This is a genomic window from Streptomyces sp. NPDC093591 (assembly GCF_044764885.1).
GTDB lineage: Bacteria > Actinomycetota > Actinomycetes > Streptomycetales > Streptomycetaceae > Streptomyces.
The window spans coordinates 85,121-108,422 of sequence record NZ_JBIWIY010000002.1; the positions used below are offsets into that span (position 1 = coordinate 85,121).

23 protein-coding genes are annotated in these 23,302 nt (G+C 71.3%); 9 read left to right on the forward strand and 14 right to left on the reverse strand.

The features are described 5' to 3' along the window. Positions 1-19 precede the first annotated feature (19 nt). The 3 genes from ACIREI_RS03800 (at position 20) to ACIREI_RS03810 (ending at position 1,722) form a co-directional block, all read left to right on the forward strand. Positions 20-652 (forward strand): hypothetical protein, encoded by a 633-nt coding sequence (locus ACIREI_RS03800; RefSeq protein ID WP_403327030.1) that lies wholly within the window; start codon positions 20-22, stop codon positions 650-652. Between the two features lie 168 nt (positions 653-820). Next, positions 821-1,237 (forward strand): RidA family protein, encoded by a 417-nt coding sequence (locus tag ACIREI_RS03805; RefSeq protein ID WP_403327032.1) that lies wholly within the window; start codon positions 821-823, stop codon positions 1,235-1,237. Further along, positions 1,234-1,722 carry a GNAT family N-acetyltransferase gene (locus ACIREI_RS03810; RefSeq protein WP_403327034.1) on the forward strand — a complete coding sequence of 163 codons (489 nt, stop codon included), beginning with the start codon at positions 1,234-1,236 and terminating at the stop codon, positions 1,720-1,722. The genes ACIREI_RS03805 and ACIREI_RS03810 overlap by 4 nt, the downstream gene beginning before the upstream one ends. Here the strand turns inward: ACIREI_RS03810 and ACIREI_RS03815 are convergent. Further along, positions 1,713-2,432, reverse strand: a complete 720-nt coding sequence (locus ACIREI_RS03815; RefSeq protein WP_403327036.1) for an aspartate/glutamate racemase family protein — start codon at positions 2,430-2,432, stop codon at positions 1,713-1,715. The genes ACIREI_RS03810 and ACIREI_RS03815 overlap by 10 nt on opposite strands. A gap of 5 nt (positions 2,433-2,437) precedes the next feature. Next, positions 2,438-3,937 carry an NCS1 family nucleobase:cation symporter-1 gene (locus ACIREI_RS03820; protein ID WP_403327037.1) on the reverse strand — a complete coding sequence of 500 codons (1,500 nt, stop codon included), beginning with the start codon at positions 3,935-3,937 and terminating at the stop codon, positions 2,438-2,440. Positions 3,938-4,134: 197 nt separating this feature from the next. Here ACIREI_RS03820 and ACIREI_RS03825 point away from each other — a divergent pair, with 197 nt between their 5' ends. Then, complete coding sequence (locus ACIREI_RS03825; protein ID WP_403327039.1) at positions 4,135-4,797, forward strand: GntR family transcriptional regulator; 663 nt, start codon at positions 4,135-4,137, stop codon at positions 4,795-4,797. Positions 4,798-4,805: 8 nt separating this feature from the next. On the opposite strand, the gene ACIREI_RS03830 is transcribed toward ACIREI_RS03825, so the two are convergent. Continuing rightward, the gene (locus ACIREI_RS03830; protein WP_403327041.1) at positions 4,806-5,519 is read right to left on the reverse strand and encodes a uracil-DNA glycosylase; all 714 of its coding nucleotides are present in this window, start codon (positions 5,517-5,519) and stop codon (positions 4,806-4,808) included. 60 nt (positions 5,520-5,579) lie between these two features. Here ACIREI_RS03830 and ACIREI_RS03835 point away from each other — a divergent pair, with 60 nt between their 5' ends. Then, the gene (locus ACIREI_RS03835; protein ID WP_403327043.1) at positions 5,580-6,107 is read left to right on the forward strand and encodes an RNA-binding S4 domain-containing protein; all 528 of its coding nucleotides are present in this window, start codon (positions 5,580-5,582) and stop codon (positions 6,105-6,107) included. A 39-nt stretch (positions 6,108-6,146) separates the two neighbouring features. Here ACIREI_RS03835 and ACIREI_RS03840 read toward each other — a convergent pair whose 3' ends face one another. Then, positions 6,147-6,578, reverse strand: coding sequence for a DoxX family protein (locus ACIREI_RS03840; protein ID WP_403327045.1), 432 nt, complete (start codon positions 6,576-6,578; stop codon positions 6,147-6,149). Positions 6,579-6,718: 140 nt separating this feature from the next. Beyond that, a complete protein-coding gene (locus tag ACIREI_RS03845) occupies positions 6,719-7,630 on the reverse strand; it encodes an acyltransferase domain-containing protein (RefSeq protein ID WP_403327046.1) in 912 nt (303 codons plus the stop codon). A 73-nt stretch (positions 7,631-7,703) separates the two neighbouring features. Between ACIREI_RS03845 and ACIREI_RS03850 the strand changes: the two genes are divergently transcribed. Beyond that, positions 7,704-8,000 (forward strand): DUF6343 family protein, encoded by a 297-nt coding sequence (locus ACIREI_RS03850; protein WP_403328028.1) that lies wholly within the window; start codon positions 7,704-7,706, stop codon positions 7,998-8,000. A gap of 34 nt (positions 8,001-8,034) precedes the next feature. Here the strand turns inward: ACIREI_RS03850 and ACIREI_RS03855 are convergent, their stop codons facing one another. The 4 genes from ACIREI_RS03855 to rpsA form a co-directional block, all read right to left on the reverse strand. Next, positions 8,035-8,415 (reverse strand): tetratricopeptide repeat protein, encoded by a 381-nt coding sequence (locus ACIREI_RS03855; RefSeq protein ID WP_403327048.1) that lies wholly within the window; start codon positions 8,413-8,415, stop codon positions 8,035-8,037. A gap of 71 nt (positions 8,416-8,486) precedes the next feature. Continuing rightward, entirely contained in the window at positions 8,487-9,101 is a 615-nt protein-coding gene (coaE, locus tag ACIREI_RS03860) for a dephospho-CoA kinase (protein WP_403327050.1), read from the reverse strand. 57 nt (positions 9,102-9,158) lie between these two features. Then, positions 9,159-10,097 carry a PAC2 family protein gene (locus tag ACIREI_RS03865; RefSeq protein ID WP_403327052.1) on the reverse strand — a complete coding sequence of 313 codons (939 nt, stop codon included), beginning with the start codon at positions 10,095-10,097 and terminating at the stop codon, positions 9,159-9,161. 236 nt (positions 10,098-10,333) lie between these two features. Next, positions 10,334-11,827 carry a 30S ribosomal protein S1 gene (gene rpsA, locus ACIREI_RS03870; protein WP_403327054.1) on the reverse strand — a complete coding sequence of 498 codons (1,494 nt, stop codon included), beginning with the start codon at positions 11,825-11,827 and terminating at the stop codon, positions 10,334-10,336. Between the two features lie 376 nt (positions 11,828-12,203). Between rpsA and ACIREI_RS03875 the strand changes: the two genes are divergently transcribed. Next, on the forward strand, positions 12,204-13,052 hold the full coding sequence (locus ACIREI_RS03875; RefSeq protein ID WP_403328030.1) for a class I SAM-dependent methyltransferase: 849 nt from the start codon (positions 12,204-12,206) through the stop codon (positions 13,050-13,052). A gap of 4 nt (positions 13,053-13,056) precedes the next feature. Then, positions 13,057-15,534: an ATP-dependent helicase HrpB gene (hrpB, locus tag ACIREI_RS03880; RefSeq protein WP_403327056.1), complete on the forward strand. Its 2,478-nt coding sequence runs from the start codon at positions 13,057-13,059 to the stop codon at positions 15,532-15,534. Here hrpB and ACIREI_RS03885 read toward each other — a convergent pair. The 3 genes from ACIREI_RS03885 to ACIREI_RS03895 form a co-directional block, all read right to left on the reverse strand. Beyond that, on the reverse strand, positions 15,524-16,516 hold the full coding sequence (locus ACIREI_RS03885; protein ID WP_403327058.1) for a DUF3068 domain-containing protein: 993 nt from the start codon (positions 16,514-16,516) through the stop codon (positions 15,524-15,526). The two genes, hrpB and ACIREI_RS03885, sit on opposite strands and share 11 nt — an antisense overlap. A 40-nt stretch (positions 16,517-16,556) precedes the next feature. Next, positions 16,557-16,691, reverse strand: a complete 135-nt coding sequence (locus ACIREI_RS03890) for an SPW_0924 family protein (RefSeq protein WP_403327060.1) — start codon at positions 16,689-16,691, stop codon at positions 16,557-16,559. A 166-nt stretch (positions 16,692-16,857) separates the two neighbouring features. Then, the gene (locus tag ACIREI_RS03895) at positions 16,858-18,591 is read right to left on the reverse strand and encodes a lytic transglycosylase domain-containing protein (protein ID WP_403327062.1); all 1,734 of its coding nucleotides are present in this window, start codon (positions 18,589-18,591) and stop codon (positions 16,858-16,860) included. Positions 18,592-18,936: 345 nt separating this feature from the next. On the opposite strand from ACIREI_RS03895, the gene ACIREI_RS03900 reads away from it, so the two are divergent. Then, a complete protein-coding gene (locus tag ACIREI_RS03900) occupies positions 18,937-19,797 on the forward strand; it encodes a DUF4184 family protein (RefSeq protein ID WP_403327064.1) in 861 nt (286 codons plus the stop codon). On the opposite strand, the gene ACIREI_RS03905 is transcribed toward ACIREI_RS03900, so the two are convergent. Beyond that, on the reverse strand, positions 19,712-20,110 hold the full coding sequence (locus ACIREI_RS03905; protein ID WP_403327066.1) for a hypothetical protein: 399 nt from the start codon (positions 20,108-20,110) through the stop codon (positions 19,712-19,714). The genes ACIREI_RS03900 and ACIREI_RS03905 overlap by 86 nt on opposite strands. Before the next feature lie 284 nt (positions 20,111-20,394). Then, positions 20,395-23,121: a DNA polymerase I gene (gene polA / locus ACIREI_RS03910; protein ID WP_403327068.1), complete on the reverse strand. Its 2,727-nt coding sequence runs from the start codon at positions 23,119-23,121 to the stop codon at positions 20,395-20,397. Positions 23,122-23,302 lie beyond the last annotated feature (181 nt).

The window sequence follows — 23,302 nt, forward strand, 5'->3', positions numbered from 1 at the left end:
GGTACCGGGGAGGGCGATCATGGGACACAGGCAGCGCAGGCGACGTCGACCGAGCGGTCCGTCGCAGATCACGGCCAAGCTGACGATTCCGTTCGTCGGCGAGATATCCGGCATGTGGGAGCCGGCCGACGCGGAGCGCAGCGCGGCCTGGGAGCTGTATCTGGAGCTGGTCACGCGCGTGTCGGTCGAGGAGCTCGATCCCGACGAGGGCTTCCTGCGTGAGGCGCTCTCCTCCCTCTACACCTTCTTCAACACCACCCGCGAGATCCTCCGCCGCTACGGCCCCGACGTCGCCCCGCCCCTCGCCCCCGGCCACGTCAGCTTCGGTGTCCTCGCCGTCACCGTCCTCAACCGCGTGCTGCGTCCGCTCCTCGCCCAGTGGCATCCCCGTCTGACCGCGTACGAGTCCCAGCGGCCGGGGGGGCGCGATCCCGTGGTCTACGAACGCGAATGGGAGCACGCCGAGGCCCTGCGCCGCGAGATCGCCGCCGTACGGGAGACGCTGGTGTCGCTGGCGCGGACCTTGCAGGAGGTGGCGAACGTCAGCGACCTGATCGACCTTCCGGCGCCGCGGGCTCCGAGGTCGCCGCGTTCTCCCGAGGCGGGGGCGGACTGGGGCACCCCCCCCCCCCGCAGGCCAGAGGGATCCTGACGGTCAGGTCGACTGAATCGAGCCGGCGGTTCGTACGGGTCGCGTGAGCCGCGCCGTGGTGGAAATTGGGATGCGAGTGGGGGCCGGGCCCCGGATGATCGGCTGCCGAGGAACTGCTGCGATTCGCCGTACGAGGCACGAACCGGCAGGAAAGACTCAGGAGGCCCCATGATCCGTCGCGTCACCGCCCCCGCCCTCTTCCCACCCCCCACCTACTCCCACGCCTCCGTCGTCGAGGCCGGCACGAAGCTCGCCTTCCTCGCCGGTTCCGTGCCGCTCGACGCCGACGGGAAGCTCGTCGGCGAAGGAGACCCCGTGCGGCAGGCCGAGCAGGTGATCGCCAACCTGGAGGAGCAACTGCGGGCGGTCGGCAGCGACTTGGCGCATGTGCTGTCGAGTGACGTGTACGTGGTGAGCAGTGAGACGGCTGTGCTGTCGGCCGTCTGGGAGGTCGTGGAGGCGTCGGGACTGAGCGCCGGTCCTCACTCGTCGACGCTGCTGGGGGTCGCCTGCCTCGGATACGCGGGGCAGTTGGTGGAGATCACGGCCACCGCCGTCGTCCCGGAGGAGGGGACACAGCCGTGAGCGGTGTCGCCCTGCGCCGCGCCACCGCGACCGACGCCGGTGCCACCGCCGACGTCTGGCTGCGGTCGTTCGCCGCCGCCCTGCCTACGGTCGTGCGGCCGCGCTCCGACGACGACGTGCGGACGTACTTCCGGGAGGTGGTGGTGCTGCTGCGGGAGACCTGGGTGGCGGAGGCCGCCGACCGCATCGTCGGTCTCATGGTGCTCGACGGCGACCAGCTCTCCCAGCTCTACCTCGACCCCGACTGGCGCGGCTGCGGCCTCGGCGACCGCTTCGTGGACCTCGCCAAACAACGCAGACCGCACGGACTGACCCTGTGGACCTTCCAGGTCAACAAGCCCGCCCACCGCTTCTACGAGCGGCACGGCTTCGTCGCCGTCGAGCAGACGGACGGCAGCGGCAACGAGGAGCGCGAGCCGGACGTGCGGTACGTCTGGCGGCCCGCCCGCCCCCGCCCGGCTCACCCCCGTCCGCCTCACCCCTGAGGCGCTCCCCAGGTCCGCCGCTTCGGCAACGGCTTCGCGTAGGTCCCGGCCCGGCTCGTCGTCAGCCCCAACGCGACCAGCGACTCCGCGAGTTTGACTGCCGCTCCCACCCCGTCGACCACCGGAACCCCCAGCTTCTCCCCCACGGTCCGCTGCAACCCGGTCATCCCGGCGCACCCCAGCACCAGGACCTCGGCACCCGCGTCCCGCGCGCGTTCGGCGGCTGCCAGAAAGGCGGACTCCGTGCGTTCGCCGTCCTCCAGCTCCAGCACCCCGAGCCCGGTACCGATCACGGCGACGCAGTTGCGGCCCACACCGGCGGTCTCGAGGCTGTCCTCGATCTGCCCGCACGACCGCTCCAGCGTGGTCACCACGCCGTACCGCCGCCCGAGCAGACACGCCAGATGCGCGGCCGCCTCCGTGATGTCGACGACCGGTACGTCGACCAGTTCCCGGACGCCCTCACGCCCGTGTTCCCCGAAGCCGGCCATGACGACCGCGTCGTAGGCGGGGCCCTCGTACGTCCGCAGCGCGTCCATGACCGCCGCCGCCGAGAGGTAGCTGTCGAGCCAGCCCTCCGCGGACTCGGGCCCCCACGCGGGGGTCAGCCCGAGCACGGTGGTGCCCGGGCCTGCCGCGGCCCGGGCACCTCGTACGATCTCCTCGGTCATCTCCTGCGTGGTGTTGCAGTTGGTGACGACGATCCGCACGTCCGTCAGACCTCCCGCGTCCTGGCCTCGGCGGCATCGGACGCGATGGCCGACTCGGCGGCCGCCTCGGCGCGCTCACCGCGGCACAGCACCAGGTACAGGCCCGCCGCCATCGCCGTACCGATGAACCACGAGTACGGCGCCACATCGCTGAACGTCTTCACCAGCGCCAGCACCGCCGCGACCCCGGCCGCCGGCAGGAACGCCCACAGCGCCTTGGGGTTGACGCCCTTGCGGTAGTAGTAGCGCGAGCCCGGCTCGGCGGAGAACAGCTCGTCCACGTCCACGCGGCCGTGTTTGACCAGGTAGTAGTCGACCATGATCACGCCGAACAGCGGGCCCAGGAAGGCGCCCAGACCGCCCAGGAAGTAGTTCACGACCGTCGGGTTCGAGAAGAGGTTCCAGGGGGTCACGACGAGCGCCGCGACCGTGCTGATCATGCCGCCGACCTTGAAGGTGATCTTCTGCGGCCAGACGTTGGCCAGGTCGTACGCCGGTGAGACGAAGTTGGCGACGATGTTGACGCCCATGGTGGCGATGGCGAACGTCAGGGCGGCCAGGACCAGGATCCAGGTGTTGCCGACCTTGGCCACGAGTTCCGCGGGATCCGTGATGGCCTCGCCGAACACCTCCAGCGAACCGGCCGTGACGATCACCGAAACGACCACGAACGCCGTCGAGTTGATGGGCAGACCCCAGAAGTTGCCGCGCTTGACCGTCTTGTAGTCGGGGGCGAAGCGCGAGAAGTCGCAGAAGTTGAGCATCAGCGTGCCGTACGTGGCGAGGATCAGGCCGATCGCGCCGAACCACTGCCGCCACTGCTCGCCGACGGAGACCGGGTGCGGGGTGCTCGTGAGCGAGATCGTCCAGCCCGCCTTGGCGAAGATCCAGACCGCCAGCGCGATCATCACCACCCAGATCGCCGGACCGCAGAAGTCCTGGAACTTGCGCACCGACTCCATGCCCTGGCTGATGATCAACGCCTGGATGAGCCAGAGGGAGAGGAAGGATATCCAGCCGAGCGCGTGCAGGCCCAGGAAGGAGCTGTGCGTCCAGGACTCCAGGCCGGGCCAGGCGGCCAGCAGCATCACATTCACGGCGACGGACGCGAGATAGGTCTGGATGCCGTACCACATGATGGCGATCACGGCCCTGATCAGCGCCGGGATGTTGGCACCCCAGACGCCGAAGCTGATGCGGCTGACCACGGGGAACGGGACGCCGTGGCGCTGGCCGATCTTCCCCATCCAGTTCATGCCGATGTAGATGAGCACGAAGCCGACGAGCAGGGAGGTGAAGACCTGCCACACGTTCATGCCGAGGACCAGCAGACCGGCCGCGAACGTGTAGTTGCCGAGGTTGTGGACGTCGGACATCCACAGGGCGAAGAGGTCGAAGACCTTCCAGTTGCGCTTGCCGGCGGGCGCGAGGTCTTCGTTGGTGAGCCTGGGATCGGGGGCGAACGCGGGTGTGCCGGTGACTTCGGCACGGTCGGCGAGGGACACGGGGCCTCCAGGAGCCGGGGGACGGAGGACTGCTTATGGAGGGGACTGCTTGTGGGGGCCTGCTTAACGGGGACCCCCTCACGCGGGGATGTTTGGTATACCAAACTGCGGACATGGTCCTCCCGTCAACAGTTCCGACCGATGTCGCTCTTGTTAACGCTCCGTAAAACACACCCTGAGTCCGCCAAAATGGCCCCATGAGCTCCCCCACGAAGATCGAACCCATCGGCGCGGTACGGGAACGCGTCCTGGCGACCCTGCGGCAGGACATCATCGTGGGCCGCCTCCGGCCCGGCGACCGGCTCGTCGAGCGGGAGCTGGCCGAGCGCCTCGGGGTCTCGCGCGTGCCGGTCCGCGAGGCGATCCGGGCCCTGGTCGCCGAGGGCTTCGTCCACTTCGAGTCGGCGCGCCGCACGGTCGTACGCCGACTCACCCCGGCCGACGTCAAGGAGCTCTTCGAACTGCGTGAGGCCTTGGAGGTGTACGCGGCGGGACTGGCCGCGTCCCGTGCGACGCCGCAGGACCTGGCCGAGGTCGAGCGGCTCCTCGACCAGGCGGCCACCGCGACCGAGGCGGGCGACGCGGAGACCATCACGGACGTCAACAGCCGGCTGCACGACCGCATCGTGGCCATGGCGGGCAACAAACTGCTCATCGAGGCCCTGGAACCGGTCGCCGGCCGCCTGCGCTGGATGACCCGGCGGAACGAGGAGTGGCCCCAACTCCTCGTGGAGCACCGGGAGTTGTACGAGGCGATCGCCTCCGGAGACCCGAACCGCGCCCGCGCGCACGCGCTCACCCACGTACAGACCAACTACCGCTCGACGGTACGGCAGCTGTTCGGGGACGAAGCCGGTTAGCGCCCCGCCTACGGCCGCACCGGCAGCCCCGCCGCCTCCGCCGCCGTACGCAGCACCTCCCGCAGCATCGCGGGCGTGAGCCTGCCGGTGAAGGTGTTGCGCTGGCTGACGTGGAAGCACCCGAAGAGTGCGAGGCCGTCGAGTCCGCCCACCCCGTCGAGGGCGACCCGCGCCCCGTGCGCGAAGGCGGGGCGCGGCCGGGGCACGCTCCACCCGGCCTCCGCCAGCACGGGCAGCGTGGCCTGCCAGCCGAAGGCGCCGAGTACGACGACCGCCCGCACGGTCGGCCGCAGCAGCGCCAGCTCCTGCACGAGCCAGGCCCGGCAGGTCGCCCGCTCCCCCGGGGTGGGCTTGTTCGCGGGCGGGGCGCAGTGCACGGGGGCCGTGACGCGGACGCCGTACAGCTCCAGGCCGTCGTCGACGGCGACCGACGTGGGCTGCGAGGCGAGGCCGACGTCGTACAGCGCCTGGTAGAGCACGTCCCCTGAGCGGTCCCCGGTGAACATCCGGCCGGTGCGGTTGCCGCCGTGCGCCGCCGGGGCGAGCCCGACGATCAGCAGCCGGGCGTCCGGCGGACCGAAGCCGGGCACCGGGCGGCCCCAGTACGTCTGGTCGGCGAAGGCGGCGCGCTTGGTGCGGGCCACCTCCTCCCGCCAGCCGACCAGCCGCGGGCAGGCCCGGCAGCCCGCGATCCGCCGGTCGAGGTCAGCGAGGGCATCCACAGCTCCACCGTAAAGCCGTCTCCGTCCCGTACCGCCCCGTACGGGGACTAAGGTCGGGGCATGGCTTCCGAGGACGACGAGGAGAAGAGCGGCAGCACGGCCGACGGGCCGGCGGACGCGACGCACGCGGAGCCGGCCGTCGATCCGAAGATCGCCGCCGCGGTGGCCGCCGCCGAGGCCGCCGGCCCGCAGAGCGGGGAGCCCGTGCGGATCGACAGCTGGATCTGGGCCGTACGCCTGGTCAAGACCCGCTCCCTGGGCGCCGCCGCCTGCAAGGGCGGGCACGTGCGCGTGAACGGCCAGAACGTGAAACCCGCCCACTCGCTGCGCGTCGGCGACGAGGTGCGCCTGCGGCAGGAGAACCGGGAGCGGATCGTCATCGTCAAGCGGCTCATCCGCAAGCGGGTCGGGGCGCCGGTGGCGGTCCAGTGCTACGTCGACAACTCGCCCCCTCCCCCGCCGCGCGAGGCCGTCGCCCCGGCCGGCATCCGCGACCGCGGCACGGGCCGGCCGACCAAGCGGGACCGGCGCGAGCTGGAACGGCTGCGCGGGCTGATGGACGGAGCGAAGCGGCCGGACGGCCGGTAGACCGTACGGATACGGCTACGGCATACGTTCACGCATACGTCACGCCCGTCGTCGCAGCAGCCGCAGCAGCTCCGCGTTGGAGTCGCGCCGCGCCCACGCGATCAGGGCGAACGGCACGATCAGGATGATCGGTGTCGCGGCGTACTGCGCGTCGAAGGCGGCGATCTGGACGACGAACGCGCCCACCATCAGCCCGATGAACGCCATGGCCGCCACCGACTGCAGCACCGGGATCAACAGCGCGACCGCTCCGGCGAGTTCGAGGACACCGATGGTGTACATGCCCACGCTGCCCCAGCCGAGTTCGTCGAACATGTCAGCCGCGGAGGAGTGCCCGATCAGCTTGGGCACGGCACTCGCGATGCCCATGAAGAGCGCGAGCAGCACCTGCAGGCCGCGCAGGGCGATACGGGCCCGGCGGCCGCGTGCGGTCGTGGACTCGGCGATGACGGAGGCAGTGGTCTCGGACATGGGGTCTCCCGTGTGAAGCGGCCGGTTGTGCTGTCACAGAGACAGACCGGGGCTCTCCGTGAAACTCATCGCCGTACGAACGGAATTCATCCATCCCCGCCGGATACGAACGGAGTTCATCCACCCTCGCCGGACGGAGTTCATCCACTCCCGTGGAACGGCAGCCACCCGTGCCCGATGTACCAGTGGCCGCCCGCTCGCAGATGGTCCCCGACGGCCCGTTCCACGGCCGTGCGGCGCGGCAGGCTCTCGACGGGCAACTCCGGGTCTCCGAAGACGAATCGGACCGGCTCGGTGTCGGCCGGCTCGGTGTCCTCGCGGGCGACGCCGAAACGCTCCTGGAACCGGACGATGTTGGAGTCACCGGGAAGGTATTTCCTGAGCTGCGGGTCCAGCAGCCAGGAGTGGCAGGTCACCGTCCGGTACCGCTCCTCGGGAAAGTGGCGGGCGAAGAATTCCCGGGCCAGGGCCAGGGACCGGTCGACGGCGGCCGGGGACAGCGGCCCGTGGCAGTCGGGGATGTGCAGGTTGAGGCAGAGCGAGCCCGGACCCGCGGCGAGGCCGGCCGCCGCGAGCCGCGTCCCCGTCCGCTGCCCGAGCCGCGCCCGCTCGAACTGCAACCGCCCCAGCTGGTACAGCTCGCCGCGGAAGTGATGGGTGAGCCACTGGGGAGCCCGCACGCCCGCCCGGCCGTGCCGCTTGCGGTGCCCGGCCATGCTCCGCCCGAGGTCGGCGAGGGTGCGTCGGGAGATGTCGGCCGGGATGCCGCGCTCGCGGTGGTACGCGCGCGTGTACGGCAGCGCGGCGAGGAAGACGTACACGGGGAAGCAGCGCTGCAGGGCGCCCGAGGGCCAGTCGAGGTCGGGCAGGTCGACCGGGCGGCCGACCTCCCCCATCCCCTGGACGAACTCGTCGACGGACCGCTCCAGGATCTGCCGCAGCTCGGGGTGGTCCGTGACCCGCCGGCCCATCCGTACGAGGTCGTTGATGTCCTCGTGGGGTACGCCGAGGTCGAGCAACGCTTCGGCCAGTTCATCGGTGTCCGGCAGCACGAGGCCCCCTGCGAGGAGTGCGAGGCGTATGAGGAGTACCCGGAGTACGTTTCAAGGAGGAGTGGTGATCCGGATGCGTACGGGCAGTGAGCCGACGACAGCGCGCAGTGCACTGCGGGCGCGTTTCTGGCTGTGCGTGTGGGGCCTGGTGTGGACGGTCTTCGGCACCGCCGCGTTCGCGCTCGCCGACCGCCCCGGCTGGGCTGCGGCCTGCGGGGTGTTGTGGCTGGTGATCACGATCGACCTGGCCATGGTCCTCAGGCACATCCGTCAGGGCCCGCACTACCAGCCGGGCCGCGACATCCCTCCGTACCGCCCGCCCGAGAACCGCCCCTACCGGCCGCCCCCGCCGGAGAACCGCCGCCCCTAGTCGCACCGGCCGACCCGCCGCCCCCACTCGCCGCTCACGCCTCGAACCGTGCCGCCTTGAGGTAATCCGGGTTCGGATCGAGCGCGGCCGCCAGCCGGAAGTGGCGTTTGGCCTGGTCGGGCCGCCCCTGGCGCTCATACGTCCGGGCGAGCGCGAAGTGCGCGAACGCGTTGTCCGGCTCGCGCTCCAGGACGATGGTGAACTCCAGCTCGGCGGGCCGCAGTTGGGCGGCGGCGAAGAAGGCACGCGCGCGCAGCAGCCGGGCGGCGGTGTTCTCGGGGTGCACGGCGATGACCCCGTCGAGCAGCTTCACCGCACCCCGCGGGTCCCGCGCGGCGAGCAGCTGCTCGGCGGCACGGAAGTCGATGACATGCGTCTCCGGAGTACGTCCGGTCGAACCGCTGGTCTCGGGCACGGCAAAGTCCTTCCCTCACTGGAGGACTTCAACGCGCGAACGACGTGCCCCTATTCCTGCGCCGACTGGGGCTACCGGCTCCCCTGTGCCCCGTGTGCCCGGCGCACGAGCTCGTCCCACACGTCCTTCACGCGCCGCTGAAGCTCTTCCAGCGGTACGTCGTTGTCGATGACGATGTCCGCGATCTCCCGGCGCTTCTCCCGCGTCGCCTGCGCGGCCATACGCGCGCGTGCGTCCTCCTCGGTCATCCCACGCAGCCGGACGAGCCGGTCGAGCTGCGTCTCGGGACCGGCGTCGACGACGACCACCACGTCGTACAGCGGGGCCAGGCCGTTCTCCGTGAGCAGCGGGACGTCATGGACGACGACGGCGTCCTCGGCGGCGGCCTCTTCGAGCTCGCGGGAGCGGGCGCCGACGAGCGGATGCACGATCGAGTTCAGTACGGCGAGCCGCTCGGGGTCGGCGAAGACGATCGAGCCCAGCTTGGGCCGGTCCAGGCTGCCGTCCTCGGTGAGCACCTCCTCGCCGAACGCCTCCACGACGGCGGCGAGCCCGGGCGTACCGGGCGCGACCACCTCGCGCGCGATACGGTCCGCGTCGATCAGCACGGCCCCGCACTCGACGAGCAGCCGCGACACCTCGCTCTTACCGGCTCCGATGCCCCCGGTCAGGCCCACCTTCAGCATGACCGGAAGCTTAGGCCCTGCCACTGACAACGCATCCGGCAGGACCAGCTCCCGCCCTCAGCCGTCGCCCTCCCGCTCCGCCAGGAACTTCTCGAACTCCCGTCCGATCTCGTCGGCCGACGGGATGTCCACGGGCTCGGCGAGCATGTTGCCGCGGGTCTCGGCGCCGGCGATCGCGTCGTACTGGTGCTCCAGGCCCTCGACGAGGTTGGTGAGCTCCTCGTCGCCCTCGCGGATCTGGCGGTCGATCTCGTTCTGCGTGCGGTGGGCCTCCGTGCGCAGGGTGTGCGCGATGCCGGGCAGGACCAGGCCGGTCGCCGCCGTGACGGCCTCCAGCACGGTCAGGGCCGCGTCGGGGTACGCGGAGCGGGCGATGTAGTGCGGGACGTGCGCGGCGACACCCAGCACCTCGTGCCCCGCCTCCATGAGCCGGTACTCGATCAGCGACTCGGCGCTGCCGGGCACCTGCGCCTCGTCGAAGGGGCTGCGGTGGCCCGGGACGAGGTCGGTGCGGTTGCCGTGGGGGGTGACGCCGACCGGGCGTGTGTGCGGGACGCCCATGGGGATGCCGTGGAAGTTCACCGACAGACGCACCCCGAGCCGCTCCACGATCTGCTGGACGGCCGCGGCGAAGCGCTCCCACTCCACGTCCGGCTCGGGCCCGGACAGCAGCAGGAAGGGCGCCCCGGTGGCGTCCTGAACGAGCCGCACCTCGATGGCGGGCACCTCGTACGAGGCCCAGCGGTCGCGCTTGAACGTCAGCAGCGGGCGGCGGGCACGGTAGTCCACCAGCCGGTCGTGGTCGAACCGGGCGACGAGTTGGTGGGGCAGCGAGTCCAGGAGCCCGTCGACGATCTGGTCGCCGGTCTCACCCGCGTCGATGTATCCGTCGAAGTGGTAGAGCATGACAAGGCCCGCCGAGTCCTGGGCGAGCGCCATGTCGACGACAGCCAGGCCCTTCGGCTCCCACGCGTACAAACCCTGCGGATCAAGCACTGTGACCGCCCCTCCTTGTGTCCGTACGTGACAACGCCCTTACGGGCACGGGCATTCCCGTGAGGACGGGATCCGTGATCTTGCCGGGATGGGCCACCCCCCTAGGGGCGCGGGGAACTGCGCGACCAGCCCCCACGGCCCGCAGCCGACCGACGACCCTTTCCCGGCAACGCTGAAGGGCCGCACCTCTGCAGGTGCGGCCCTTCAGTTAACGGCTAAGCCTCAGCGGTCAGCGTTCAGCTCTGGCCGCCGGCCAGCTTCTCGCGGAGCGCGGCCAGCGCCTCGTCCGAGGCCAGCGCGCCGGACTGGTCGGCGCCCTCGGAGGAGTACGAGCCGCCACCGGACGCGGCCGGAGCCGCAGCCTCGCCGCCCTCGGCCGCAGCAGCGGCGTCGGCCTCGCGGGACTTGATGACCTGCTGCTGGTGCTGCTCGAAGCGGGTCTGCGCCTCGGCGTACTGGTGCTCCCACGCCTCGCGCTGGGTCTCGTAGCCCTCGAGCCAGTCGTTGGTCTCGGGGTCGAAGCCCTCGGGGTAGATGTAGTTGCCCTGGTCGTCGTAGGACGCGGCCATGCCGTACAGGGTCGGGTCGAACTCGACCGTGGCCGGGTCGGCACCGAAGGCCTCGTTGGCCTGCTTCAGCGAGAGGCTGATGCGACGGCGCTCGAGGTCGATGTCGATGACCTTGACGAAGATCTCGTCGTTGACCTGGACGACCTGCTCCGGGATCTCCACGTGGCGCTCGGCCAGCTCGGAGATGTGGACCAGACCCTCGATGCCCTCGTCCACGCGGACGAACGCACCGAACGGAACCAGCTTGGTGACCTTACCCGGGACGACCTGACCGATCTGGTGGGTCCGGGCGAACTGCTGCCACGGGTCTTCCTGCGTCGCCTTCAGCGACAGGGAGACACGCTCGCGGTCCATGTCGACGTCGAGAACCTCGACGGTGACTTCCTGGCCGACCTCGACAACCTCGGACGGGTGGTCGATGTGCTTCCAGGACAGCTCGGAGACGTGGACCAGACCGTCGACGCCACCCAGGTCCACGAAGGCACCGAAGTTGACGATCGAGGAGACGACGCCGGAACGGACCTGACCCTTCTGGAGGGTGGTGAGGAACGTCTGGCGGACCTCGGACTGGGTCTGCTCCAGCCAGGCACGGCGGGACAGGACCACGTTGTTGCGGTTCTTGTCCAGCTCGATGATCTTCGCCTCGAGCTCCTTGCCCACGTAGGGCTGGAGGTCGCGAACGCGGCGCATCTCGACCAGGGAGGCCGGGAGGAAGCCACGGAGGCCGATGTCGAGGATGAGACCACCCTTGACGACCTCGATGACGGTACCGGTGACGATCCCGTCCTCTTCCTTGATCTTCTCGATGGTGCCCCAGGCACGCTCGTACTGGGCGCGCTTCTTCGAGAGGATCAGGCGGCCTTCCTTGTCCTCCTTCTGGAGAACAAGGGCTTCGATCTCGTCACCGACGGCGACGACCTCGTTGGGGTCGACGTCGTGCTTGATCGAGAGCTCACGGCTCGGGATAACGCCTTCGGTCTTGTAACCGATGTCGAGCAGGACCTCGTCCCGGTCGACCTTCACGATGACGCCGTCGACGATGTCGCCGTCGTTGAAGTACTTGATCGTCTCGTCGATCGCGGCGAGGAAGGCTTCCTCGTTACCGATGTCGTTGACCGCTACCTGCGGGGTGGTGGCGGTGGTCTCGGTGCTGCTCGTCATGTGGGAAAGGGCTCCGGTACGGACATTGAAGTCGTAGGTACTGCTACGCCGGGAGCCCGTATCGCTCTGAAGAAGCCGGACAGCCAAGGAAGCGCCTCACCAACGCCGGTGATGCGCCTCGACAACCGAGGGGACATACAACAGATGCGAGCGCAGCCTGCTACGTCTGAGGTGCGCAGGCCCGCAGCGCAACTTGTAGCATACGGGGGCAGCCGGGCAGGGTCAATGCGCGAAGCCGCACACCCGGGGCGGATCGCCGCATACCCGGCACAAAACCTGTCCCTTGAGGCCACGCAGGCCTTGGGAGGCCTCTTGCGTGACACCGCCGGGAGAGGCCGCGCCATTCAGGTGACGGAAGAGTACGACGAGGGAGCCGATCATCCAAGAGCCCGTATCGCCCGAGATCGCGTCCGACGACTCGTCCGACGCTTCCGCCGAACCGGAGGCCACCCGGCGCGACGCCGGGGTCGCGGAGAGCTCCCGCGCCAACCGGGGTTGGTGGGACCGCAACGCCGACGAGTACCAGATCGAGCACGGCACGTTCCTCGGCGACGACCGCTTCGTGTGGGGCCCCGAGGGCCTGGACGAGGTGGAGGCCGAGCTGCTCGGCGCGCCGGAGGACCTCAAGGGCAAGGACGTCCTGGAGATCGGCGCGGGAGCAGCCCAGTGCTCGCGCTGGCTGGCCGCGCAGGGGGCCCGCCCGGTCGCCCTGGACCTCTCCCACCGTCAGTTGCAGCACGCCCTGCGCATCGGGGGCGCGTTCCCCCTGGTCTGCGCCGACGCGGGCGCCCTTCCCTTCGCCGACGGCTCCTTCGACCTGGCCTGCTCGGCGTACGGGGCGCTGCCGTTCGTCGCCGACCCGGTGCTGGTGCTGCGGGAGGTGCGGCGGGTGCTGCGGCCGGGCGGACGCTTCGTCTTCTCCGTCACCCATCCCATCCGCTGGGCCTTCCCCGACGAGCCGGGTCCGGAGGGCCTGTCCGTCTCCGCGTCCTACTTCGACCGCACGCCGTACGTGGAGCAGGACGACGAGGGCCGCGCGGTGTACGTCGAGCACCACCGCACGGTCGGCGACCGGGTGCGGGACGTCGTGGCGGCGGGCTTCCGGCTGGTGGACCTGGTGGAGCCGGAGTGGCCGGCCTGGAACTCCGCGGAGTGGGGCGGCTGGTCGCCGCTGCGCGGGAACCTGATCCCGGGGACGGCGATCTTCGTGTGCGTACGGGACTGAGAGCGTGATCCGTTACGACGCCCTGGACGCGCTGCCCGTACGCGGTGCCCTGCCCGGTCTGGCCGACGCCCTGGACGGGCACGGCACCGCGGTGCTCGTCGCGCCGCCCGGCACCGGCAAGACGACCCTGGTGCCGCTGGCTCTGGCGGGGCTGCTCGGCGAGGGGCCGGCGCGGCGGGTCGTCGTCGCCGAGCCGCGGCGGATCGCGGCCCGGGCCGCCGCGCGGCGGATGGCGTGGCTGCTGGGCGAGAAGGCCGGCGAGAGCGTCGGGTACACCGTGCGCGGGGAGCGGGTCGTCGGACGGCACGCGCGCGTGGAGGTCGTCACGACCGGTGTGCTGCTCCAGCGGTTGCAGCGCGACCAGGAGCTCGCGGGTGTGGACGTGGTGGTGCTCGACGAGTGCCACGAGCGGCATCTGGACGCGGACACGGTGGCGGCGTTCCTGTGGGACGTACGGCAGACGCTGCGGCCGGAGCTGCGGCTGCTGGCCGCGTCGGCGACGACGGACGCGCAGGGGTGGGCGCGGCTGCTGGGTGACGCGCCGGTGGTCGAGGCCGAGGGCGTGTCGCATCCCGTGGAGGTGGTCTGGGCGCCGCCTGCGCGTCCCGTACGGCCGCCGCACGGTATGCGGGTCGACCCGGCGCTGCTGACGCACGTGGCGTCGGTGGTGCGGCGGGCGCTGGCCGAGCGGGCCGGGGATGTGCTGTGTTTCCTGCCGGGTGTGGGCGAGATCGCGCGGGTGGCCGGGCAGCTGGGAGAGCTCGGGGACGTCGAGGTGCTCCAGGTGCACGGGCGGGCGCCGACGGCCGTGCAGGACGCGGTGCTGGCGGGCGGGGAGCGGCGCCGGGTGGTGCTGGCGACGGCCGTGGCGGAGTCGTCGCTGACGGTTCCGGGTGTGCGCGTCGTCGTCGACTCGGGGCTGGCGCGGGAGCCTCGCGTCGATCACGCGCGCGGGCTGAGCGCCCTGACGACGGTACGGGCCTCGCAGGCTGCCGGGCGGCAGCGGGCGGGGCGGGCCGGGCGTGAGGCGCCGGGGGCGGTGTACCGCTGCTGGGCGGAGGCCGAGGACGCGCGGTTGCCGCGGTTCCCGTCGCCGGAGATCAAGGTGGCCGACCTGACGGCGTTCGCGTTGCAGGCGGCGTGCTGGGGTGATCCGGAGGCCGCCGGGCTGGCGTTGCTGGATCCGCCGCCGGGTGGGGCGATGGCGGCGGCGCGGAGCGTACTGACGGCCATCGGGGCGGTGGACCGTGACGGGCGGGCCACGGCTCGGGGTACTGAGCTGGCCCGGCTGGGGCTGCATCCCCGCTTGGGGAGGGCGCTGCTGGACACACCCGGTGCGGGTGCCGAGGTGGTCGCCCTGCTGAGCGAGGAGGCCCCGAGGGAGTACGGGGACGATCTGGCCGGCGCTCTGCGCGCGGCTCGGCGGGGCGGTGACGCCTATGCGGGGCGGTGGCGTACGGAGGTGCGGCGGTTGCGGGCGGGCAGCGCCGGCGCGTCGGCGCACGGCGCGGACGACCGCACCGCGGGCCTCGTCGCCGCCCTCGCCTTCCCCGAGCGCGTTGCCAGAGCCGAGGGCGGTTCCTACCTCATGGCCTCCGGCACCCGCGCCGAACTCGCTGACGGCAGCCCCCTGCGCGGCGCCCCGTGGATCGCCGTGGCCGTCGCGGACCGACCCGTCGGCAAGGGGCACGCACGCGTGCAGCTCGCCGCCGTGGTGGACGAGGACCTGGCCCGATCGGCGGCGGGCGCGCTGCACTCCGCGAGCCAGGAGGTCCACTGGGCCGACGGGGACGTCGTCGCCCGGCAGGTCGAACGGCTCGGGGCGATCGAGCTCGCGCAGCGGCCGTTGACGGACGCCGATCCCGTACTCGTACGCGAGGCGCTGCTCGAAGGTCTACGGCAGGAAGGGCTCGGCCTGTTGCGCTGGTCCCCCGACGCCGGCGTGCTGCGGCAGCGGCTCGCCTTTCTGCATCTGCATCTCGGCGCGCCCTGGCCCGACGTCCGCGACGACGCGCTGCACGCGCGCGTGGACGAGTGGTTGGAGCCCGAGCTGAGCCGGGCCCGCCGGCGGGCCGACCTGGCGCGGATCGACGCGGGGGCGGCGCTGGCTCGGCTGCTGCCGTGGGCCTCCGGGGAGGCCGGGCGGCTCGACGAGCTGGCGCCGGAGCGGATCACCGTACCCAGTGGGTCCGGAATCCGGATCGACTACGGCAATCCCGAACAGCCCGTCCTGGCCGTGAAGTTGCAGGAGATGTTCGGGCTGCACGAGTCGCCCTCCGTGGCCGGGGTGCCGCTGCTGGTCCATCTGCTCTCCCCCGCCGGGCGCCCCGCGGCCGTCACCGCCGACCTCGCCTCCTTCTGGAAGGACGGCTACAAGGGCGTGCGGGCGGAGCTGCGCGGCCGTTATCCGAAGCATCCGTGGCCCGAGGACCCCGCCACCGCCGAGCCGACCCGGCACACCAACGCCCGGCTCAGGCGCTGACCGGTTCCGGGTCGGTGTTCCTCGTCGGCTCCGGGTCGCCGGGGCGGCGGCCGCGTGCCTCCAGGTAGAGGGAGAGGGACAGGAGCAGCAGCCCCAGGATCAGGAAGCCCCAGGGGAGGTACGACGTCATCAGCAGGACCAGCGTGCGGTTGGACTTGACCAGGTCCACCGTGGAGTCGATGTAGTCCTCGCGCATCTTCACGTGGCCCGCGAACGCCGTCACCTTGTCGCGGCCGCCGAGCAGGGTGCCGCCGCGCAGTTCCTCCTTGTGGATCTCCTCGCCGTAGACGGGGGCGCCGGTGAGGGGTTCGACCCAGAACTTGCGGACCGTGGTGTACCAGCGGGTCGTGCCGGTCTTGGCCACCGACTCCGGGGTGATGCCCTCGACCGGCATGGTCCTGGGGAACTTCACCTTGGTCCACGGGATGGTCTGCTCGAAGTAGTAGACGTCGACGCCGCGGAAGTTCTGCGTCCCCTTGTAGTGGATGGGGGCCGTCACTCGCGCCTGGGCGTCGAAGTACTCGTAGTCCCGTTTCTCCGTCAGGAAGGGCCACTTGAACTCGATGCCCTGCCGTTTCACCGGGTCGCCGTCGACCATCTCGCCGGTGGCGTGGACGGGTTCCTGGGTGTGGGCGTCGAAGATGTAGCGCTCGGGGATCTTGGAGACCATCTTGCCGTCGGGGCCGACGACATAGGACAGGCCGTCCCAGACGACGACGTCCTTTCCGGCCGTTGCCTCGATCTTCTCCGAGGCTTCGACGTTGCCCTTGAGCGTCTGCACGATGGTGACCTTGGAGACCTTGCGGGCCTTCATCGTGCCGTAGTCGAGGAGGGTCGCGTCCTTCGCCTCCAGGACCATGTCCTGGTACTGGTTCGCCGGGATCTTGGCCAGGCGGGGGAAGGCGTACCAGCGCACCAGCGGGGACAGTGCCGCGAAGAACACGGCGAGGGCGAGCAGGATCAGGCCGGCCTTGCGGCGCATCTCGGCCTCCCTCCCGGACGGGCGTGACGCGGACGGGCGGTTACGGGTGTGCGGGGACCGTCGTCAGCAGCGGCTTCGGCGATGTCTCGCCGGTCGGTGCGCCCATGGCCGTGATCGCGAGGACCAGGGCGAACGCGGCGGCGAGACCGGTCGCGGCGGCGATCAGGGCGCGCATGCCTGCCTCCCGGCGGACGGAACCTTCAGGACCGCGGAACTGATACATCGTCAGGAACGGCACCGTAGCAACGGGCGGGCGAGATGAGAACACGTTGCACACACAACGAAGGGCGCCCGGTCCACCGTGGCGGAGGGGCGCCCTTCGTCGTCGTCTCGTCCGGCGCCTACGCGGTCGGGCTCGGCGATGCCGACCCGGACGTCGACTCCGAGGGGGTCGGGGTGGGCGACGTCTCGGCCGCCGCCACCTTCAGCTCGACGGTCAGGGTGGCGCCGCCCGCGGTGTTGACGCGGAGCAGGAACGTACCCGTGGTGTCGTCGGCGTACAGCTTCGGCAGCTTGAGCAGGCCGTTCGCGTCCGTCGTCAGTCCGGTCAGGGTGCGTACGGTCTTGCCGTCGGCGTCCTTGAAGTAGGGGCCCTTGTCGTTCTCGGTCGGGTCGTCCGCCGACTTGATGAGCGTGGCGGTGGCCGCGACCTTGTCCGCCACGGCGCCCTTGTAGGTCGCCTTCACCTCGACCTGGTCGGCGAACTCGCCGCCCGGGGTGCAGGTCAGCGCGGTGTCGCTGGTGCGGGTGAGGGTGTCGGCGGCGCGCTCGGTGACGGTGGCCGTGTAGTCGAGGCCGGGGATCGAACGGCCGACGACGGTGGCGCGGACGACGAACTCGCCCGTGTCCTCGCCCGCCTTCAGTGCGGGCGCGACCGCCTCACCGGCGCTGTTGGTCACGACGGCCGCGTACTTCTCGCCGCCGGTGAAGGTGGCGTCGGTCCGGCCGACGATCGTGAAACGGATCCGGACCTTGGCGACGGCCTTGCCGGCCTCGGTCTCGGCGCGGGCGCTGACCTTCTCGGTGAAGGTGTCGCCCGCCATCGCGGTGAGCTTCGCGGTGCCCGCGTCCTCCAGGTGGTCCACCGTGTCGGTGGGGGTGGGGGGCGTGGTGCTGGGCGGCGTGGTGGTCGGCGGGGTCGGCTTCGGGCTCGTGGAGCCGCCGTTGCCGCCGGGCTTGGCGGGGGTGCTGGGCGTCGTCGGCGTCCTGGGCGGTGTGGGGGACGGCGAGGGACTGGCTCCGGCGTTGTCGTCACTGCGGTCGGCCGGGAGGGTGCCGGTGCCGTCCGGGATCGCGTGCGTGCCCTTGCGGTAGTACTCCAGCCACTTCAGGACCAGGTTCAGGTAGTCCTGCGAGTTGTTGTAACTGAGGATCGCGCTGCTGAGGTCGCTCCGGGTGGACAGGTCCCAGCCGAAGCGGCACAGGTAGTGGCCGGCGGCGAGTGCGGCGTCGTAGACGTTGTTGGGGTCCTTCTTGCCGTCCGCGTTGCCGTCGCGGCCGGCCCACTCCCAGGTGGAGGGGATGAACTGCATGGGGCCGACGGCACGGTCGTACGAGGCGTCCCCGTCGTAGGCGCCGTTGTCGGTGTCGCTGATGTTCGCGAAGCCGTTGCCGTTGAGCTGCGGGCCGAGGATCCGGGTGATCGTGGTGCCGTTCGCGTCGACGCGGCCGCCGCGGGCCTGGCCGGACTCGACCTTGCCGATGGCGGCGAGCAGCTGCCATTCCAGGTTGCAGCCGGGCTTGGCCTCCTGGAGCGCGGTCGCGGCCTTCTTGTACGCGTCGAGGACGGTCGCGGGGATGCCCGCCTCGGAGGCGCCCGGGGTGACCGGGGTGCTGGTCGTGGGCGACGGGCTGGGGCTGTTGAGCGGCGGCAGGTCCGTGTAGTACGGCGAGTTGCCGGTCGCGCTGTCCTCGGCGGGCGTGTCGGCCGAGGGCTGGGTTCCGGTGGTGACCTTTCTGCCGGCGTCGTCGGTCGTCACCCCGGGAGCCTGGGACGCTGCCAGTGCCGCGACCACGACCGCGGCCACCGTGGTGTTCACCGCCCCCTTGCGCAGCCTGCCGAATTCCGCCGCCATAGAGCGAACCCCTCCCGTGGACGCCCGAGCGCCCGTCTCTGTCTGCCGGGCCCGCCATGCCGGGCCCGCCCCTGTTGTGACGATCGACTCGCCGCGACAGTTGCCCCCGCGGCGCGATTTCATGCGCCGTTCGCGCGTTCGACCGCACACCCGGCACGGTGACCCAGGCGACCCTACGACAACTTCCTTTGCGCGGGCACCCGTTGGTGCCCGATTTTTACCAGTTGGGCGTGTGCGGTCCGCCTGTCGGACGTCCCGCATACTGGCCGTCGTACGTCCCCGGCACCGGCTTCGCCGCCGACCGGGGCGGACCTGACCCGTCAACCTCCCGCGCAAGGAGCCCCGTTGCCGTTCACGCTGAGCCATGCGGCGGCCGTACTGCCCGCCGTACGCACCGACGGAACCGGCCGCGCCGCGCTCGTACCGGCCGTGTTGGTGGCGGGTTCCTTCGCGCCCGACATGACCTATTACGCGGCGAGTGTCCTGTCCGGGGCGATGGAGTTCGGCGATGTCACGCACTCGTTCGCGGGCGTGTTCACCATCGACGTGCTGATCGCCTGGGCACTGGTGGGCCTGTGGCTGCTGCTGCGCGAGCCGCTGGTGGCGCTGCTTCCGGTGCGGCGACAGGCGCGGGTGGCCACGCTGTTGCGCTGCGGGGCGCCACGCGCGCGTGCAGGGCTGTCGCTGGCGCTGCGCTGGTACGTCTCGGCCGTGCTCGGCGCGCTGACGCATGTCGTGTGGGACGCGTTCACGCATCTCGACCGCTGGGGGATGCGGCTGTTTCCCGTGCTGGGCGAGGAGATCGCGGGCTCGCCTCTGTACTGGTATCTGCAGTACGGCGGTTCGGCTCTCGCCGCGGTCGTCATCGCCGCGTTCGTGCTCGTGGCGCTACGGCGGACCCCTGCGGCCGCGCCGGTCGCGGTGCCGGTGCTTTCCGTACGGGACCGGTGGTTGGCCGGGGCGGTGATCGGCGGAATCGCCGCGGTGGCCGCGGTGCAGCGGGCGTCGCGCTGGTGGGCCTATTGGGGTTCGACCGCGAAGTACTGGGAGCTGATTCCGGCGGTGTGCTTCGGCGCGGGCGCGGGACTCGTCCTGGGGCTGCTGCTGTACGCCGCGGGCGTCAGGGTGTGGCGTCCGGCCCCGGGCCCTGGCAGCGCGGGTGCGGGTGAGACCGGTAAGGAGCCGAGCCGTCCGGTGGCTCGGTGAGCGTGCCGACGGGGGCGACGGAAGCGACGAACACGGTGACGGTTCCTGCGGGGCGGGACCGTGGCAGCAGGGTGAGGGCCAGGGCCAGGTAGCTGCGGGTCAGCTCGGCCCATCCTTGTGCCCGGTGGGCCAGGCTGCGGCGGGCGATCACCGCCGTTTTCCGCAGGGTGCCCAGCAGGTCGGCGGGGATGCGGGCGGTGCTTGCGCCGGGGGCGAAGGGTGGGAGCGACGGCTGCGCTTCGGACGGGGCCTTCTCGGCGTTCGCTTGCGCCGGTGCCGGGGATGGCCGGCGGTGGAGCGTGCGTATACCCATGTCCGCATCCTTACGGGCGGCGGGCGTGGGGTGCGCTTTTGCGGGGGCCACGCGAGTGACGAGTCCCTCCGGGGGTGGGGCCCGGGCCGCTGCGTGTGCCGGGTTGCGGTGGTTTCGGGGGCTGCGGGTGGGTTGTGGCTGGTCGCGCCCGCGCGGCGGAGCCGCAAATCGATACGGTCCCGCGCCCCTTTGGGGCGCTGCAGCACCGCTCACCGAAAGGCGGCCGGGATGCCGGGCCGGTTGGGGAACTGGCCCGGCATCGAGATGTGGCCCGGTGTCGGAGGCTAGTGGGCCGCCGACTCCCAGTCCGGGCCCGAACCGACCGAGACGCCCAGGGGGACGCTGAGCTGGACGGCGTTGGACATTTCGCGGCGGACCAGTTCTTCCGCGGCCTCGCGTTCGCCGGGGGCGATTTCCAGGACGATCTCGTCGTGGACCTGGAGGAGCATGCGGGAGGTGAGGTTCGCCTCGCGCAGGGCCCGGTCCACGTTGAGCATGGCGATCTTGACGATGTCCGCCGCCGTGCCCTGGATGGGGGCGTTGAGGGCCATGCGCTCGGCCGCCTCACGGCGCTGACGGTTGTCGCTGTTGAGGTCGGGGAGGTAGCGGCGGCGGCCGAAGAGCGTCGCCGTGTACCCCGTCGCCCGGGCCTCGTCGACCGCGCGGCGCAGATAGTCCCGTACGCCGCCGAAGCGCTCGAAGTAGGCGTCCATCAGCGCGCGGGCCTCACCCGCGTCGATGTTCAGCTGCTGGGAGAGGCCGAAGGCCGACAGGCCGTAGGCGAGGCCGTACGACATGGCCTTGATCTTGCGGCGCATCTCCGCGTCCACCGCGGCAGGTTCCACCGCGAACACCTGCGAGGCGGCCGTGGTGTGCAGGTCCTCGCCCGAGGTGAACGCCTCGATCAGGCCCTCGTCCTCGGACAGGTGGGCCATCACGCGCAGTTCGATCTGGCTGTAGTCCGCGGTCATCAGGGACTCGAAACCCTCGCCCACCACGAAGCCCCGGCGGATCGCCCGGCCCTCGTCCGTGCGGACCGGGATGTTCTGCAGGTTCGGGTCCGTGGAGGAAAGCCGACCGGTCGCCGCGACCGTCTGATTGAACGTCGTGTGGATACGGCCGTCCGTCGCGATCGTCTTGATCAGACCCTCGACGGTGACGCGGAGCTTCGCCTGCTCGCGGTGGCGGAGCATGATGACCGGCAGCTCATTGTCGGTCTGGGTGGCGAGCCAGGCCAGGGCGTCGGCGTCCGTGGTGTAGCCCGTCTTCGTCTTCTTCGTCTTGGGCAGCGCGAGCTCGCCGAAGAGGACCTCCTGGAGCTGCTTGGGCGAGCCCAGGTTGAACTCGTGCCCGGCCGCCGCGTGCGCCTCCTTCACGGCCTGCTGCACGGCGCCCGCGAACATCTGCTCCATGGCCTCCAGGTGGGCCCGGTCGGCCGCGATGCCGTGTCGCTCCATGCGGGCCAGCAGCGCGGAGGTCGGCAGCTCCATGTCCCGCAGGAGGTCCGCCGCACCGACCTCCTGGAGCTTGCCCTCGAAGGCCTCGCCCAGGTCGAGGACGGCACGGGCCTGGATCATCAGCGCCTCGGCCTCGGCGCCGTCGTCCGCACCGAAGGCCAGCTGGCCGTCGGCCGCGGCGGCGGGGGCCAGCTCGCGGTGCAGGTACTCCAGGGACAGGGCGTCCAGGTCGAAGGAGCGGCGGCCCGGCTTGACCAGGTAGGCGGCGAGCGCGGTGTCCATGCGCACACCGGCGATGCTCCAGCCGTGCTCGGCGAAGACCCGCATCGCCCCCTTGGCGTTGTGGAAGACCTTCGGCTTGTCGGCATCGGCCAGCCAGGCCGCGAACGCCTTCTCGTCGGCCTCGTCCAGCTCCGCCGGGTCGAACCAGCCGGCCGCGCCGTCGCCCGCCGCGAGCGCGACCTCGGCGACCGAACCGGTGCCCAGCGCCCAGGTGTCGACGGTGGCCACGCCGAGCACCTCGCCGCTGTGCTCCGCCAGCCAGGGGGCCAGCTCGCCGGTGCCGAGCACCGAGCCGTCCAGCTCCACGCCGTCGGTGGCGATCGGCGTGGTCTCGGCCTCCTCGGCTCCGGGGTCGACGCCGAAGAGCCGCTCGCGCAGGGAGGGGTTACGGATCTCCAGGGTGTCCAGGATCATCGCGACGGCCTTGCGGTCGTACGGCACGCGCGCGACGTCGGCGACGGTCTTGGGCAGCTCGACGTTCCGCTCCAGCTCGGTCAGCCGGCGGTTGAGCTTGACGGCCTCCAGGTGGTCGCGGAGGTTCTGGCCGGCCTTGCCCTTGACCTCCTCGACGCGCTCGACCAGCTCGGCGAACGAGCCGAACTGGTTGATCCACTTCGCTGCCGTCTTCTCGCCGACGCCCGGGATGCCCGGCAGGTTGTCGGACGGGTCGCCGCGCAGGGCCGCGAAGTCGGGGTACTGGGCGGGCGTCAATCCGTACTTCTCGAAGACCTTCTCCGGGGTGAAGCGGGTCAGCTCGGAGACGCCCTTCGTCGGATACAGCACCGTGGTGTGCTCGCTGACGAGCTGGAAGGAGTCACGGTCGCCGGTGACGATCAGCACCTCGAAGCCGTCGGACTCGGCCTGGGTGGCGAGGGTGGCGATCACGTCGTCGGCCTCGAAGCCGTCGATCGCGAACCGTGAGACGTGCATCGCGTCGAGCAGCTCGCCGATCAGCTCGACCTGGCCCTTGAACTCGTCCGGGGTCTTGGAGCGGTTCGCCTTGTACTCGGTGAACTCCGCGGAGCGCCAGGTCTTGCGGGACACGTCGAAGGCCACCGCGAAGTGGGTGGGCGCCTCGTCGCGCAGGGTGTTGGCCAGCATCGACGCGAAGCCGTAGATCGCGTTCGTCGGCTGGCCCGTCGCGGTCGTGAAGTTCTCCGCGGGCAGCGCGAAGAACGCGCGGTAGGCCAGCGAGTGCCCATCCATGAGCATCAGGCGGGGCCGGCTGCCGCCGGGGTTGGTCTCGGTCTGCTTCGATGCTGTCTCTGCCACGCCCCCGATCCTGCCACGCCCCACTGACAGTCGGTCCCCACCGGGGGCCCGGCCGGCCCGACAGGGCCGGGCTCCGATGTGGCGTTGATCGCCGTCGCGGCGGTGAGGATGCGCCGGGGGCGGAGCGGGGTGGAGTGGGGTGGGGTGGAGCAGCGGCGACGCCGGGGGCCACGGGAGCGGG

Bases quoted from the DNA above. Each gene is read 5' to 3' on its own strand.
- coaE (WP_403327050.1), bottom strand. From the start codon at position 9,101: ATGCTGAAGGTGGGCCTGACCGGGGGCATCGGAGCCGGTAAGAGCGAG.
- ACIREI_RS03890 (WP_403327060.1), bottom strand. From the start codon at position 16,691: ATGCGCGCCCTGATCGCCGCCGCGACCGGTCTCGCCGCCGCGTTCGCC.
- ACIREI_RS03885 (WP_403327058.1), bottom strand. From the start codon at position 16,516: ATGCGCCGCAAGGCCGGCCTGATCCTGCTCGCCCTCGCCGTGTTCTTC.
- ACIREI_RS03835 (WP_403327043.1), top strand. From the start codon at position 5,580: ATGGCTTCCGAGGACGACGAGGAGAAGAGCGGCAGCACGGCCGACGGG.
- ACIREI_RS03805 (WP_403327032.1), top strand. From the start codon at position 821: ATGATCCGTCGCGTCACCGCCCCCGCCCTCTTCCCACCCCCCACCTAC.
- ACIREI_RS03825 (WP_403327039.1), top strand. From the start codon at position 4,135: ATGAGCTCCCCCACGAAGATCGAACCCATCGGCGCGGTACGGGAACGC.
- ACIREI_RS03800 (WP_403327030.1), top strand. From the start codon at position 20: ATGGGACACAGGCAGCGCAGGCGACGTCGACCGAGCGGTCCGTCGCAG.
- rpsA (WP_403327054.1), bottom strand. From the start codon at position 11,827: ATGACGAGCAGCACCGAGACCACCGCCACCACCCCGCAGGTAGCGGTC.
- ACIREI_RS03905 (WP_403327066.1), bottom strand. From the start codon at position 20,110: ATGGGTATACGCACGCTCCACCGCCGGCCATCCCCGGCACCGGCGCAA.
- ACIREI_RS03850 (WP_403328028.1), top strand. From the start codon at position 7,704: ATGCGTACGGGCAGTGAGCCGACGACAGCGCGCAGTGCACTGCGGGCG.
- ACIREI_RS03895 (WP_403327062.1), bottom strand. From the start codon at position 18,591: ATGGCGGCGGAATTCGGCAGGCTGCGCAAGGGGGCGGTGAACACCACG.
- ACIREI_RS03840 (WP_403327045.1), bottom strand. From the start codon at position 6,578: ATGTCCGAGACCACTGCCTCCGTCATCGCCGAGTCCACGACCGCACGC.